Origin of the sequence: Flavobacterium sp. IMCC34852 (assembly GCF_030643905.1) — a bacterium.
Lineage (GTDB): Bacteria > Bacteroidota > Bacteroidia > Flavobacteriales > Flavobacteriaceae > Flavobacterium > Flavobacterium rivulicola.
The window spans coordinates 960,300-976,808 of the sequence record NZ_CP121446.1 but is presented as its reverse complement, the minus strand read 5'-3'; the positions used below and the strand labels follow the sequence as shown (position 1 = coordinate 976,808).

Here is a 16,509-nt window from a genome sequence, read left to right as displayed (position 1 = left end):
ATATAACTAATCTAACCTTATTGTTTGATCAATTTCATAGTAGATGAATTATTATTGGCATCGATAGCTTTGACTAAATAAACGCCGCTGTTTAATTCATTGATATCAAATTGATAGTCTTCAGAGGAAATATTTTCAAAAGATTTAACTCTTTGTCCGGTGATGGAATAGATTTCCACTTTGGCTACTTGTCCTTTGATATTGAAAGTTCCTGAAGTTGGATTTGGATACAAACTCACTTGATTTGCAACTTCAAAATCATTAGCTGCCAAAGCAACCGGTTGATTACCATATACTCTGAAACCTCCCGGCGGCAAGTTGATTGTTGCCGTGGTGTTGGTCACATTATATGGAGTATTATCCATTAGGTTATACCAATTTCCGGTGTACGGGAAACTTGGATTAATGTTTTGAGCAGCCACCGACATATTGGCAATAATGACTACATTTTTCAATTGCGTTGACGGTAAAGAATTGTCATAAACATAAATTCTTTGTCTGATGTTATTTCCGTCAGGGCTAATGGCGTAATCACCTTCAAAGACTTGTTCTTCGATTTTCATTTGGATTAACCTTTTCCAATCGTTGTACACTTGTTGTCTGTTAGGGGTAGTCATTGTCAACCAATTGTTTACCCATTGAGGTTGTGGTTTGGTGGCTAATTTACAATCTCCTGTAGTGACATCGCTCTCCGAATTTACAGTTCCGTTTTCACAGGTGTAAATAGAATTATTCATGCCTAATTCTGCGAAATGCCAAATCATTTTTGGTCCCGGAACTAAAATAGATAATGCACCAATGGCTGACATTCTGGCCACTGCATTATTCAAATTGTTTAGTGGTGGTGCTGTTCCGCCTCCGTTTCCGAAGGTAACTGCTTCATAAACCAATCTGTCTTTGTCATGACTTTCAGGGTAACCCAACAAACGTTTGCCTGAAAATCCTCTGCTCACGTGACCCATTCTTGTAATATCGGCATTAGTGGAGTAACCCATGGTAAGTTGTTTGTAGGCTTCGTGTAATTCGCCCCACATCATGATTCCTTTACTTGGTGTTTCACCTATACGGTAATTGGCCCATTGTTGTTCTTCACTGTCACCTCCTAAATGTTCAAAAATAGCATAGTGAGTTGGGTCTAATAGCCAAGAGTAATCAGCATATTCTTTAAGAACAGCGACACGGTCAGCTTGATAGGCGTTAGTACATGTATCATCACCACCGGAACAAGCTTGGGTAAATCCTTTGGTTAAATCCCAACGGAAACCATCAATTTTAAATTCTTGTATCCATTGTTTAATGACTCTTTTGGTATAATATTTCGTTCTTGCTGAAGCGTGATTGAAATCGGAGCCAACACTATAACTATGTTTGGCAAACTCATTAAAATAAGGATTATCGGCAGCCGGATCACCCCAGCCGTCACCATCAGCATCTTTCATCCACATTCTAACCATAGGATTTCTTCCGAAAGCATGATTTAAAGCTAAATCCAGAATAACTGCTATACCGTTTTGGTGGCATAAATCGATAAACTCTTTAAACTTATCAGCGTTACCATAGAATTTATCCAAAGCCAAATGGAAAGAGGTATTGTATCCCCAGCTTTCATTTCCCTCGAATTCCATTACCGGCATCAATTGGATAGCATTGACTTTTAGATTTTTGAAATAGTCAATTTTATCGATTAAATCTTGGTAATTTCTATCGGCATCAAAATCTCTTACTAAAACTTCATAAACCACTAAATCTTCTTTTTTTGGTTTTACGAAATTGATAGTGGCTGAGCTCCAGTTGTAAGGTGTTTGACCGGTTTGCAAAACAGTAACTTCTCTTGATTGTCCGGCCGGATAAGTTGGCAAGTTAGGATAAGAAGTCGCCGGAATATAGGGGTCATCAAAAGGAGATAATACTAAAGTTGAATAAGGGTCAGCTGTTTTTACAACTGCCGGTGAATTGGTTGTTGGTGTAGCATCCACTACCCAATATTGATAAGTATATTGTTGACCCGAGGTTAATCCGGTTAATTCTAACCAAAACTTTCCTGTTCCGGGGTCTTTTTTCATCAAATAATTAGTTCCCGGTTGCCAGTTGTTAAAACTTCCGGCTAGGTAAACAAAATCTTTCCCCGGTGCGTCCAGAACAAGTGTAGCTTTAGTGGCGTCGGATGAATTATAATTGATTCCATCCTCGAGACCGGACGCCATTGTTTCATTGGTAGTTCCTGCGTTTACAATAACGCCGAAAGTTTTTGAAAAGAAGGTAGCGCCTTGTGTAATTTGCAGTTCATAAGTTTTGTTAGCCGTAATATTTGGATCGGTATAATTATAGCTTGTTCCTGAAAAAGTATGGATACTAACTCCATTCGCCAACAAGTTATAATTAGCCGTACCATTTGTATTATTAGCTGTTATAGTCAAACTTTGACCACTATTAATAATAGTATTACTATTTTCAACCGGAGTTACTAAAGCCGCCTGAAAAGCACCTACATCCAAAGTCAAATCTACCGTTTGTGCATTACCGGCTGCATTTCTGAAAACCATATTAACCTTGGTCACCGAACCGGATGTTACATTGTAATACTGAAGTATTGTTGGAGTTAAGTCTAATTTATAAATATTACCCGAAACCAAAGTCAGCGCCGGTTGTGTAGTATTATTACCCCAAGACCCTTTTACATTTTGCCAAGGAGTTCCGTTTACCGTTAACCCTGTGTGGGCGTATATTGTTCCGGTGTAAGTAGCTAAACCTGTACCTGTTTTATCGAACAGTATGGTAGCTGCAGCTGTTGCATCGGGATTGGAACCACCTTGCCAAGAAACTTGGGCAAAAGATGAATTTCCAACAAGGACAGCAAAAAGAAATAAAATAAAGTTTTTCATAGCTTAAAATTTAAAAAAAGGGTCTCTAAAAGAAACCCTTTTTTAGTTATTCTTAATTTACTTATTGAAGTGTCACAGAATAGGTATATTGTCTTGGATTACTTAAATCTAAAACAACATTGTAGGTACCGTCAGCATCAACAGTTAAATCCGGTCCACCATAGTTCATTGAACCATCTAAATCTGAGTCTGCACCTAAGTTAATATCCCAAGCATTATTAGCTCTGAACTTGTAAGCTCCGGCAGTCATAACAATTGTTCCTTCCCATTTCTTGGTAGTTGCATTGTAAGTCAAAGGTGTACTATTATCCCAACCTCCAGCGGTTGCAGCTCCTACAATTCCCCAATTGGTTGGTACAATATTGTATAATAAAGTAGTGGTATTAGCAGTTACTCTGTAATAACCTGCAGTAGCAGTGATATCTGATTCTCCTGATTCTGCAAGCACACCTGAGAAAGAACCATCATCACCCCAATCCGTATTACCCCAAGCAAAGGCACCGGCTGCATTAGGTCCAACAAATTTAAATGCTCCATCTAACCAAACATATCCTTCGTAATCAGTTTCTCCAAATCCTGAAGAAGCAATTCTTGGAGCTGTCGGAGGATCCCAACCTTGGTGATTACCCGGAACTGCCAATTTAGGCAACTCAGTAGTGTAGGCTGTTACTGTTATGGTAATAACATTAGAAAAACTCTCCATTTCAGCATTAGCGCCTAAAGTTCCTCTTACTCTAACATCTAAATTTCCCGGAGTGTATGGTGTCAAACCTGCATCTATAGCCACTTGATTTAAAGCAGCAACTGACCAAGTAAAAAATCTGTTAGTGGTAGTTCCACCAGAGATAACTTCAGCGAAGTCTGTTCCGGCTAACGCTACTTGAACTTCATAATTTACTTCTGTTTGAACATCATAATCGGCATGATTCCAAACTAAAGTTGTAGCTTCGTTGGTTTCATTGGCCGGAGACAATTCATACTCTGTTCCTGAAGCCGGAGTAATTAATTCTGGCCCACCTACAGCCTGAGCTATTGTTTGATCATCATTTTCACAAGCAACTCCTGCTATTAACAAGAAAGCTAAACTAGATATTTTTAATATTTTTTTCATTTTTAAATATATTTTTTATTAATAACCTGGGTTCTGAGTTAAATTTGGATTGGCTTCTAAAGCTTGTTGAGGGATAGGGAAAAGTTTGTAAGTAGTAGAAATTGAAGCACCATTTAAAGTGTTTCCTTTCCATGGCCACAAATAACTACCTCCTGTAAATTTATCAAAACGAATAAGATCCGTTCTTCTGTGTCCTTCAAACATCAATTCTCTTCCTCTTTCGTCTAAAATAAAATCTAAGGTCAAATCTCCTGCGCTAATGGTATTAGCACCGGCTCTTGTTCTAACTTGATTCACATAGTCAACGGCTTGAGAAATTGATCCTCCTCCTGCTCCTCTAACAACACATTCAGCATACATTAAATAAGCATCTGCTAATCTGTATAAAGGGAAATCAGTGCTTGAAAAAGAAGTTGGTGAAGAACTAGAGAAAAAGTTAGAGTTTCTAAATTTAGTCGAAGGATATCCATTCTCCCATTCTCTGTAATCAGTCATTTCATAAGTATGTCCGGATGTCCAAAACAAATGTGCTCTTTGGTCAGGAGAAGAAGCTAATTCACCAGCGCTAGCACCAAATAAACCATACCAAGCTTTTGTAGCTCTGTGACCACCCCATCCGTCAGTTGCTCCGTAATCAGACAAAGTCATTGTAGCAGAGTTCAAACTTCCATTTACCAAATAAGTAGTATTACCATAACTTTGACTCACTAAAGCGTCAGCAATTAAAGGGTAAATAATTTCAGGCGAAGTATTGTTATCTCCTGAAAAAATGTGTTGAAAATTTGGATCCAAAGTATAGCCTCCTTCATTGATCACTTTAGAGATGAAGGTAAGAGCTTCAGTGTATTTAGGCGTACCTGTATAAACTTCTGCATTAATGTACAATTTTGACAATAACATTCTACCCACTGCTTTATTAGCTCTACCATACTCATTGGTAGTTGGCAAAGTATTCTCAATGGCCAACAATTCTGACTCAACAAAGTTGAACAACTCTTGTCTTGATGATTGAGGCAATGGTGTTCCGCTACCTAAGTTGTCCTCGGTTAATAAAACCCCTTTCCCAAAACAGTCAATCAAATAAAAATAAGCTAAACTTCTTAAAAATCTAACTTCACTTACAACAGCTTCTTTGTTAGGAACATCAACACTGGACAACACCGCTAATAAGTTATTACATTGCGGAATAGTGTAGAAAGCTCTGTTATATAAGTATCTGAAAAACTTGTTATTGGCATCCCAATTAGATGTTGTGGTTAACTGATCTAATCCATCGTCACCCCATCTGTTTTTCATTCCGTCTGCAGTAAATTCCTGAAGATTGATAATTCCTCTCAAAAAAGGCGATTCTCCTGCGTCATCACTGATATCTGAACTTCCCGGGCCATTAGCCCCTGAAAGTGCAAATGAACCATACAGTTTTGACATAATACCCGTAATAGCGTTTGGATCTTCTTGCAACAACTGTTGAAGCGATAATTCTACTAAAGGTTCTGTATTTAAATCTTCGGTACATGACAATGTCCCAAAGAAGAGAATACAGATGCTAAACAATTTTAATTTTTTCATTTTTTTCATAGTTTTTTAATTAAAAATCTAAACTCAAACCAAAGGTGTACATTCTAGGTCTTGGGTAGAAATTATTGTCAATTGAATTGAAATTCTCAGGATCCTGACCTTTGTACTTGGTGATGATAAAAGGATTATTTAAAGCTCCATACAATCTTAATGATGAAGATTTAATAAACTTGTTGAATCTATAGCCTACTACGATATTTTCACAACGTAAAAAAGTAGCGTCTTCTAAATAGTAATCTGATAAAGGTACGTTTCCTTGAATGTTTTGGATTGAAGAATCAGCTTCTCCGCCATAAAAATTAAGTACGTTTGTTAAACTATTAGTGTTTATAGGTAAGGCTGCATCAACCCATCCCAAACTCATTTTTCTTTGATTATAAGTTTGACCGCCGATTTGTCCTCTGAAATTAGAACTTAAATCCCAGTTTTTGTAATTGAAATTAAATCCGAATCCAAAAGTCCAATTAGGACGTAATGCTTTATAATATCTATCATCATTAGTAATCACACCATCATCATTTCTATCCACAAAAGCACCGGGAATCAATGATCCATCAGGTGAATATAATTGTTGGAACACCCAAGCAGAATAAGGTTGGAATCCTACAGCATGACGTGCTAAAAACACTCCAGTTTGTGTACCAATACCCGACTCAAAAGCTGTAATTTGAGTTACATCATTTAAATCAGTTACTTCTGTGTAGTTATAAGCTAAGTTTGATGTAATCTCGAAACTTGTATTATCTGTTTTGAAAGGTTTGATGTTTAAATTCAACTCAAATCCTTTTCCTTCTGTTGCACCAACATTTTTCACGAATGAATCGGAAAGTCCTTGTCCCGGTGGTAAAGCAACTCTGGCAAGCAAATCGGTTGTTTTTCTCTGGTAGATATCAAAACTTCCTGACAAGAAACTGTTTTTAAACAAATCGAAATCAATTCCTAAATTGTAAGTAGTTGTTTTCTCCCAAGTCAAATCAGGATTGAAAGCAATAGCAGAATACAAATTAGTACCTGATAAATACTGACTAGAGTTACTTCCGATAGCAAATAAAGGAGTAGAAGGATAAAAACCTACCGCATCTGTAATATTTTGTTGTCCGGTTTTACCGTAGCCAATTCTGATTTTGGCATCATTTACCATACTTACATTTTTCAAGAAGCTTTCTTCTTTAAGTTTCCATGCCAATGCTGCTGCAGGGAAATAACCCCATCTTTTATCTTCTCTGAATAATGAAGAACCATCAGCTCTGAAGGAAACCGTAAGTAAATATTTATTAGCAAAATCAATGTTAGTTCTACCGAAATACGATTGTAAGTTTAGAACATTGAAATATCTGTTATTCGGATTATTAGGGTTGATTACTAACTCTCTGATACCGGTATCATTGTTATATTGGTAAAATTCTCTGTGGCCGTCATTTTTGAAGTTTTGATAAGAGTAACCTCCTTGTAAATCAAACTTGTTAACAAATCCTTTTAATTCTTTAGCATACAAGAAATAAGAATCCCAAGTGGTGTTAGTAATTCTTTGTGCTTCATAATAATTTCTGCCCGGGTTAAACACATAATTCGTGTTAGGATCCGTTCCTTGGTTAAATCGGTAAGTCGCAATAGAGTTGTCAGAATACTTTTCTTCAATAACAGCTCTTGAACCATCCAAACCAAAATTGTTTACAAAATGTAAGTCCGGTAAAAAGTGGAATTTATAGTCAAACTCAACGTTTCCTAAAAATCGGTACACTCTTTCCGGTCTGTCTCTTTGCTCTAATATGGCCAACGGGTTCCATGCTCCGTCCAAAATATAACGTCCTCCGTTTAATCTGGTATTTTGATAATAGCCGCCAAATCTGTTATCCGGAGAATTGTCATAAACAGGTTTTGTTGGATCCATGTAAACTGCGCTACCTAAAGCACCGCCTTCATCAACCGCATTTTTCTTACTTGAAATACCCTTAGCGTTTATGTCTACTTTTAGATGTTTATTAAAATATGACGGAGTCAATTTAAGTGACATAGTCGTTCTTTGGTAATCATTTGTTTTGATTAACCCTTCGGTTTTATTGAATCCCAATGAAGCTCTGAAAGGCACATCCCCAAAAATATTAGCTCTGGCACTGAAAGCATGATCCGTAGAGAAAGAGTTTCTGAAAATTTGATCTTGCCAATCTGTATTTGAAAGTATTCTACCTTCAATTTCAGGTGTACCTAAATCATCAGATAAAGAACTGTTCGGATCATCTATACCTAATAAGTTTGTGTAAGTTGGATGGTATTCCTGAATGAACTTCACAAAAGTAGTTCCATCCATAATTCCAATTTTTTTACCTACTTTACCGCCTGTGAAATTAGCTGAGTAATTGAATTTAATATCGCCGGTAGTTCCTTTTTTAGTGGTGATGATAATTACACCATTGGATGCTCTTGATCCGTAAATTGCCGTTGCACTAGCATCTTTCAATACTGTAAAACTTTCAATATCATTTGGATTAATAAGCGAAAAAGGGTTACTAACTCCGGCAGGACTATTACTGTCGATTGGAATTCCGTCAATCACAATCAAAGGATTGTTACTGGCGCTAAGAGAAGCTCCTCCTCTAATTCTAATGTTTGGTGCAGAATCAGGCTGACCACCATTGGTGGTAATTCTAACACCTGCTACTTTACCGGTTAACAATTGGTCAGCAGACACAATCGCACCTTTATTAAAGTCTTTTGCAGTTACTGTAGTCACAGAACCCGTTGCGTCTTTTTTCTTAACGGTTCCGTAACCCACCTGAACTACAACCTCTTGTAATTGGTTGGCACTTTCATCTAAGCTGATGCTTACCGATTTCTGACCTGAAAAAGTAACCGTTTTAGAGTCATAACCGATAAACGAAAAGACTAATTTGTCTCCGTTTTTCAGACCTCCTAACTGGAATTTTCCGTCAAAATCTGTTGTGGTGCTGTTGTTGGCACCTTGAACAATTACATTTACTCCCGGCAAGGGTTGGTTTGACTTGCTGTCAATCACAACGCCACTCAAAGTGCTCTGTGCAAGAGCGCCAAAAGGCAGCAGCAAGAATAAAAATAACAACTTTTTGTAAATTGTTTTCATACGTTTTGTTTAGGTTAAAAAATTTAATTTTGTGCTTGTATTTATACTTCGAATGTTAAATTTATGCAAAATTTTCAATCTCAAGAACAAACAAGCGTTAAATGTCTGCCGAAAACGTTTTCGTGTTGAAAACTTTTCCATAATTTCATTATTTTAAGCCTAAAATTGACAGAATAAAAAATATCCTATATCTTTATTCAGAAAACAATATTCACCTTCTCAAACTATGAAAAGAAAAGTCACTTTAAAGCAAATCGCCAAAGAATTGGACGTATCGATATCTACTGTATCCAAATCACTTCGAAATAGTTTGGAAATCAGCGAAGATACCCGTCAAAAAGTACAGGCTTTTGCCAAATTATACAACTACAAACCCAACAATATTGCCCTCAGTTTAAAAAACAAAAAAACCAAAACCATTTGTATTATTATTCCTGAAATTATCCATCATTTTTTCGCCACTGTCATCAGTGGTGTGGAACATGTAGCCAATGAAAACGGTTATAACGTATTGGTGTGTTTGTCTGATGAATCATTTGACAAAGAGGTAATTAACATGGAAATGTTAGCTAACGGAAGTATTGACGGATTCATCATGTCGCTTTCCAAGGAAACCCAACAAAAAAAAGATTTTCACCATATCGTAGAAGTCATTAATCAAGGAATGCCGGTTGTAATGTTTGACCGTGTAACCAATGAAATTCTCTGCGATAAAGTAATCATCGATGACAATCTCGCCGCTTTTAATGCAACCCAGCATTTAATAGACAAAGGCTTTAAAAAAATCGCCCTAATTTCAACGGTTGATTATGTAAGTGTTGGAAAATTAAGAACGGAAGGCTACATCAAAGCCTTAAAAAACAACGATATTAAAATAGACGAAAATCTGATTTTAAAAATAGAAGACACCGAAAACTTCGAAGAAGCTATTGCCGGTTTATTAGCTAATAATGATATCGACGCCATTTTTGCCGTTAATGAACTTTTTGCAGTAACCGCCATCAAAGAGGCTAACAAATTAGGTAAAAAAGTGCCTGAGGACATTTCGATTATAGGATTTACCGATGGGATTATTTCCAAATATTCTTCTCCAAGTATCACTACCGTTAGTCAAAACGGTGTGAAAATGGGTGGCAAAGCCGCCAAAATGCTGATAGAAAGACTGGAAGCCGAAGAAGAAGACGAAGAACAATACAGAACGGAAGTAATCGAAACCGAATTGGTCGAAAGAGAGTCCACCAAATAACGGTGTTTTTATCAACAAAAAACGTTTGCGTAACTTGTCAATGTCATTTTTTTTAAAGAGAATCATCACAATATAAATTCTTTATTATCTTTACCCTAATTATCAAAGCTTGTACTTTACTTCGAAAATAGATTAAAGTTTTGATAAGCAAAGCGCTTATCGTTTTATAAATCAATACATTACGATAATGGAAAAGCGTAAGTTAGGTTTCTGGGAAATCTGGAACATGAGTTTCGGTTTCTTAGGGATACAATTTGGTTTTGCCCTGCAAAACGCAAACACTTCAAGAATTTTTGACACCTTAGGCGCCGAAGTTGATAAAATAGGACTTTATTGGCTTGCCGCTCCGTTAACCGGTTTAATCATCCAACCAATTGTTGGCTATTTTTCAGATAGAACTTGGACTCGATTAGGCAGAAGAAGACCTTATTTTTTGGCCGGTGCCATTTTATCTTCCATCGCACTGATTTTTATGCCCAATTCACCAACCCTTTGGATTGCCATTGGAACCTTGTGGATTATGGATTCTTCTATCAACATTTCGATGGAACCTTTCAGAGCTTTTGTAGGAGATAATTTATCCGAGAAACAACGTACACTGGGTTTTGCCATGCAAAGTTTCTTTATCGGACTTGGTGCAGTTGTTGGTTCGGCCTTACCTTACGTTTTTACCAATTGGTTTGACATCAAAAATACTGCACCGGAGGGAATTGTCCCACCGTCAGTAAAATGGTCGTTTTATGTTGGCGGAATTGTTTTCTTTTTAGCGGTTTTATGGACTGTTATGAAATCCAAAGAATATTCTCCCGAAGAATTAGAGGCTTTCGAAAACGCCAAAAAAGACACTCAAAAAGCAAATGAAAACGACACTGAAACAGGTTGTACCGAAAAAAGACAATTTAACATCGGTGTGATTTTATCCGTTATCGGATTGATATTGTCTTATTTTGTTCATGACATGAATGCCAAAAGTGAAAACAGCCACAAAGAATTATACATTCTTTCCATTGGAATTCTCGTGGCAGGTGTTTTGTTCGCTCTGGTCTCCCTACTGAGAAAAAACAAAGTCCGCAACGGTTTTACCATTATCATTACTGATTTATTAAACATGCCAAAAACTATGAAACAATTGGCTTGGGTACAATTTTTCTCGTGGTTTGCTTTATTTGCCATGTGGATTTATACTACCAAAGCCGTTACCGGCCATGTTTTTGGAACCAATGACACCACCTCAAAAGTTTACAATGACGCTGCCGACTGGGTTTCCGTGATGTTCACTGTTTACAATGGCGTGGCTGCTGCTGTCGCTTTCTTATTACCTGTTTTAGCCAAAAGAACAAGCAACAAATTCACTCACATGCTGGCTTTAATTGCCGGAGGATTAGGGTTGATTTCTGTTTATTTTTTGTCGGACAAAGTTGGTTTATTATTAGCCATGGTTGGAGTTGGTATTGCTTGGGCAAGTATCTTATCCATTCCTTATGCTATGCTTTCGGGTTCTTTACCTTCAAGCAAAATGGGATACTATATGGGAGTTTTCAACTTCTTTATTGTAATCCCGCAAATTGTGGCCGGAACCATTTTAGGCTTCTTGGTCAACACATTTTTTAATGACAAACCCATTTATGCCCTCATAATTGGCGGAATCTCTATGATATTGGCAGGTTTATTAACCCTGACCGTATCGACAAACAAAAAGATTGATATTAATGAGTAAAAAAGCATTCATTTTCGACCTTGACGGAGTTATTGTTGACACAGCCAAATACCATTTTTTGGCGTGGCAAAAATTAGCTCAGGAACTGGGAATCGAATTTACCCCGGAACACAACGAGGAATTAAAAGGCGTTAGCCGCGTTCGTTCTCTTGACATTATTTTAGCCTTGGGCAACGTCCAAGCTTCACAAGAAGACAAAAACAAGTGGCTAATCAAAAAAAACGAAGAGTATTTATCCTATTTGGTAGATATGGACGAAAGCGAATTATTACCGGGAGTAATCAACGTTCTTCAATTTATTAAAGAAAAAAAACAACTGATTGCCTTAGGTTCGGCCAGTAAAAACGCCCGACCTATTTTAGAAAAAACCGGAATTTTGCACTTTTTTGATGCCATCGTTGATGGTAATGATGTAGCCAATGCCAAACCCGATCCGGAAGTTTTTCTGAGAGCCGCCAAGTTGGTAAAAGCCAACAATAAAAACTGTATCGTTTTTGAAGACAGTGTTGCCGGAATTCAAGCCGCCAATGTGGCCAACATGATAAGCGTCGGTATTGGTGATGCCGAAATATTACACGAAGCAAAATACAATTTTAAAGATTTTACGTTTATGGATCTTTCTTTTATAGAAGCGCTCCTCGACTAAAATTGAATGATAAAAGGACAATAAAAAAATTACAATGAACCAAGATTATATAAAACCGGACAACTGGTCGATTATTGAAGAAGGATTTGATTTAGAAAGAGTGAAATCCTCCGAAAGTTTATTCAGCATCGGAAACGGTGCCATGGGTCAACGCGCCAATTTTGAAGAATTCTATTCCGGAAATACTTTCCAAGGAAGTTACATCGCCGGGATTTATTATCCGGACAAAACCAAAGTAGGTTGGTGGAAAAACGGCTATCCGGAATATTTCGCCAAAGTGCTGAACGCACCGGTTTGGATTGGCATTTTAATTGAAATCAATGGCGAAACATTGGATTTAGCAGCTTGTAAAGTGACTAATTTCAAACGCGAATTGAACATGAAAGAAGGTTGGTATAATCGCTCTTTCTCCGCCACATTGTATAACGGAATAGAAATTGATGTCAACGTTAGAAGATTCTTGTCTTTGGATTTAGATGAATTGGGCGTAATCAAATACGAAATCACGCCAAAAAATCATGACGCGACTATCGTTTTCAAACCTTATTTGGATGCCGGAGTACACAACGAGGACGCCAATTGGGAAGAAAAATTTTGGGAACCCTTAGAAACCCAACATCAAAACAACGAAGCTTTTGTCGTAGCGCGTACTTTCAAAACCCATTTTGAAGTAGCAACTTATATGCACAACAGCATTTTTATCAATAACGAAAATCAAAACGCCAACCCAACCTTCGTTGATACTACTTCTGACAAAGTAATTTTTACCTACGAACAATTGGTTTCCAAAAGCCAAACGGTTGCGTTCCAAAAATTAGGTGGCTACACCGTTTCGATGAATCATGCTGCTGCCGAATTGATTCCGGCAGCACAAAAAGTTATCCAACAAGGATTGGCTTTAGGCTATGATACTTTATTACAAAATCAAATCGACGCCTGGGCTAAAATCTGGGAAATGAGCGATATTACCATTGATGGCGATGTCAAAGCGCAACAGGGAATTCGTTTCAACATTTTCCAATTGAACCAAACGTATTTAGGCAAAGATTCCCGCTTAAATATTGGTCCGAAAGGATTTACAGGAGAAAAATACGGCGGTTCTACTTATTGGGATACTGAAGCCTACTGTATTCCTTTTTACATGGCCACTAAAGACCAACAAGTAGCGCGAAATCTTTTAGCTTACCGCTATAACCAATTGGACAAAGCCATCGAAAATGCCGAAAAATTAGGTTTCAAAAACGGTGCAGCTTTGTACCCAATGGTAACCATGAACGGGGAAGAATGTCACAACGAATGGGAAATCACTTTCGAAGAAATCCACCGAAACGGAGCTATCGCTTTCGCCATTTTCAACTACTACCGATTCACCGGAGATTATAGCTATATTCCTGAAAAAGGATTAGAAGTCTTAATCGGCATTGCCCGTTTTTGGCACCAAAGAGCGACATTCTCAACTTACAGAAATCAGTACGTAATTTTAGGCGTAACCGGTCCGAATGAATACGAAAACAACGTCAACAATAACTTCTATACCAATTATATTGCCAAATGGTGTATCGATTATACCATCGAGCAAATCGAAAAAGTAAAACAAGAATACGCTTCTGATTTCTCCAGAATTATGAGCAAAGTAAGTTTGGAAGAAACTGAAATCCTTCACTGGAAAAAAGTAGCTGATCACATGTATTTCCCCTATTCTGAAGAACACGGCGTGTATTTACAACAAGACGGTTTCTTAGACAAAGAATTGGTCAAAGTACATGATTTAGACAAAAGCCAAAGACCAATCAACCAAAAATGGTCTTGGGACAGAATCCTGCGTTCGCCTTATATCAAACAGGCCGACACTTTACAAGGTTTCTATTTCTTTGAAGACCATTTCAGCAGAGAACAATTAGAAAAACATTTCGACTTTTACGAACCGTTTACCGTTCATGAAAGTTCATTATCACCTTGTGTTCACTCGATTCAAGCCGCTGTTTTAGGCCGAATGGAACAAGCCTATACTTTCTATTTGAGAACGTCACGTTTGGACTTAGATGATTACAACAAAGAAGTCGAAGAAGGTTTACACATCACGTCAATGGCCGGAACTTGGATGAGTATCGTTGAAGGTTTTGGTGGAATGAGAGTAAAAAACGACACTTTGCACTTCGAACCAAGAATTCCTAAAGACTGGAACGGCTATTCATTCAAAATCAATTTCAGAAACCAAATTTTAAAAGTTGCTGTTCACCAAAACGAAACCAACTTTACCCTGGAAGGCGAAACAGCGATTTCTGTTTTCGTCAACGGCAAAGAGGTTTTGGTAGAGCCGAATAGCCTGGTAACGGTATAATTCAAACAATCAAAACCCTTTCGGATAAAACTCTGAGAGGGTTTTTTATTTAACAAACAACATGAAAAAACTACTCTTCTCTCTCTTGATTTCTGTTTCGGCTTTCGCCCAAGTAGACAAAGTTGAGCCACCATTTTGGTGGAATGACATGACACTTTCCGATGTACAGATTATGTTCTACGGCAAAAATATTGCCCAAAACGAAGTCACTGTTTCCAACGGCATCATTATCAAAGGCATTCAAAAAACCGAAAACCCAAATTATCTTTTTGTAACCATTGAAACGAAAAACAGTCCGGCTCAGGATTTTGTCTTTACTTTCAAAAATGGCAAAAAATCTTTTACTCAAAATTATTCGCTTAAAGCCAGAAGAGAAAATTCACGCTTCCGCAAAAGTTACGACAGTTCAGATGTAATCTATCTTTTAATGCCGGACCGATTTGCCAACGGAAACCCAAACAACGACAATAATGTAGCCTTGACCGAAAAAATGGATCGTTCCAAAGACAACGGCAGACACGGTGGCGATATCGAAGGCATCATCAAAAACTTAGATTATATCCAATCGCTTGGTGCGACAGCCGTTTGGCCAACACCACTTTGCGAAGACAACGACGAAAGAGGTTCGTATCACACTTATGGTCAATCCGACGTTTATAAAATCGACGCACGCTTCGGAACTAATGAAGACTATGTTCGTATGAGCGCCGAATTGCACAAACGCGGCATGAAAAACATCATGGATTATGTAACCAATCATTGGGGTTGGCAACACTGGATGTATAAAGATTTACCTACACACGATTGGGTTCACCAATTCCCGGAATTTACAAATTCTAATTACAGAATGACGACGCAATTCGACCCGAATGCTTCCGAACGCGATGCTCAATATTGTATGGACGGTTGGTTTGTCAAATCGATGCCCGATTTGAATCAGTCGAATCCTTTAGTCTTAAATTACCTGACGCAAAACGCCATTTGGTGGATAGAATACGCCGATCTAGATGGTTTCCGCGTGGATACTTATTCGTATAATGATAAAGTTGGTATCGCCAAATGGACCAAAGCCATCACCGATGAATACCCGCATTTCAATATTGTAGGTGAAGTTTGGATGCAAGACCAAGCGCAAATGGCCTATTGGCAAAAAGACAGTAAAATTGGCGCCATTCAAAGTTACAATTCCTATTTGCCAAGCGTAATGGATTTCACTTTATACAATGCTTTGGAAAAAGTGTTCAACGAAGACAAAGGCGAATGGGACAAAGGAATGATTAGAGTCTATGACAATTTAGCCAATGACTTTTTGTATCCCAACATCAACAACATCCTAATTTTTGCCGAAAACCACGACACCAATCGTATCAATCAAGCTTATAAAAACGATTTCAAAAAATACCAAATGGCCATGACTATTTTGGCAACCATGAGAGGAATTCCGCAATTGTATTACGGCTCCGAAATTGCGATGGCAGGTGACAAAGGCAAAGGCGATGGCGATATTCGTCACGATTTTCCGGGCGGATGGAATAGCGATACCAATAATGCCTTCACCAAAGCCGGTCGAACCGAAGAGCAAAACAAATTCTACGATTTCACGGCGAAAATATTCAATTGGAGAAAAACCAAAGACGTTATTCATTTCGGAAAAACAACGCATTATGTTCCGGAAAACAACGTCTATGTTTATTTCCGCTATAACGAAAAAGAAAGCGTAATGGTCGTGGTTAACAACAGTAATGAAAAACAAACTTTCAAAACCAATAGATTTCAAGAAAATCTAAAAAATTACAAATCAGGAAAAGATGTGTTAAGCGATGTTTCTTTTGATTTGAAAAATGACATTTCGATTGAAGGAAAATCAGTTTTAGTCTTAGAATTAAAATAA

At 37.6% G+C, this 16,509-nt stretch carries 9 protein-coding genes; 5 read left to right on the top strand and 4 right to left on the bottom strand.

Annotation, left to right across the window (positions count from 1 at the left end; genetic code table 11):
• Positions 1–17: 17 nt before the first annotated feature.
• The 4 genes from P7V56_RS04325 to P7V56_RS04310 all read right to left on the bottom strand — a co-directional run bounded on the left by P7V56_RS04325 (position 18) and on the right by P7V56_RS04310 (position 8,668).
• Positions 18–2,882, bottom strand: a complete 2,865-nt coding sequence (locus P7V56_RS04325; protein WP_171220913.1) for an alpha-amylase family glycosyl hydrolase — start codon at positions 2,880–2,882, stop codon at positions 18–20.
• A 61-nt stretch (positions 2,883–2,943) separates the two neighbouring features.
• Positions 2,944–3,993: a SusE domain-containing protein gene (locus P7V56_RS04320; protein WP_171220914.1), complete on the bottom strand. Its 1,050-nt coding sequence runs from the start codon at positions 3,991–3,993 to the stop codon at positions 2,944–2,946.
• 18 nt (positions 3,994–4,011) lie between these two features.
• Positions 4,012–5,562 (bottom strand): RagB/SusD family nutrient uptake outer membrane protein, encoded by a 1,551-nt coding sequence (locus P7V56_RS04315; RefSeq protein WP_171220915.1) that lies wholly within the window; start codon positions 5,560–5,562, stop codon positions 4,012–4,014.
• 19 nt (positions 5,563–5,581) lie between these two features.
• Positions 5,582–8,668 (bottom strand): SusC/RagA family TonB-linked outer membrane protein, encoded by a 3,087-nt coding sequence (locus tag P7V56_RS04310; RefSeq protein WP_171220916.1) that lies wholly within the window; start codon positions 8,666–8,668, stop codon positions 5,582–5,584.
• 226 nt (positions 8,669–8,894) lie between these two features.
• Between P7V56_RS04310 and P7V56_RS04305 the strand changes: the two genes are divergently transcribed.
• The 5 genes from P7V56_RS04305 to P7V56_RS04285 all read left to right on the top strand — a co-directional run bounded on the left by P7V56_RS04305 (position 8,895) and on the right by P7V56_RS04285 (position 16,509).
• Positions 8,895–9,914, top strand: a complete 1,020-nt coding sequence (locus P7V56_RS04305; RefSeq protein ID WP_171220917.1) for a LacI family DNA-binding transcriptional regulator — start codon at positions 8,895–8,897, stop codon at positions 9,912–9,914.
• A gap of 187 nt (positions 9,915–10,101) precedes the next feature.
• Complete coding sequence (locus P7V56_RS04300; protein ID WP_171220918.1) at positions 10,102–11,631, top strand: MFS transporter; 1,530 nt, start codon at positions 10,102–10,104, stop codon at positions 11,629–11,631.
• Positions 11,624–12,277 carry a beta-phosphoglucomutase gene (gene pgmB, locus P7V56_RS04295; protein WP_171220919.1) on the top strand — a complete coding sequence of 218 codons (654 nt, stop codon included), beginning with the start codon at positions 11,624–11,626 and terminating at the stop codon, positions 12,275–12,277. Before P7V56_RS04300 ends, pgmB begins: the two co-directional genes overlap by 8 nt.
• Before the next feature lie 34 nt (positions 12,278–12,311).
• Positions 12,312–14,618 carry a maltose phosphorylase MdxK gene (gene mdxK / locus P7V56_RS04290; RefSeq protein ID WP_171220920.1) on the top strand — a complete coding sequence of 769 codons (2,307 nt, stop codon included), beginning with the start codon at positions 12,312–12,314 and terminating at the stop codon, positions 14,616–14,618.
• A 61-nt stretch (positions 14,619–14,679) separates the two neighbouring features.
• Entirely contained in the window at positions 14,680–16,509 is a 1,830-nt protein-coding gene (locus P7V56_RS04285) for a glycoside hydrolase family 13 protein (RefSeq protein ID WP_171220921.1), read from the top strand.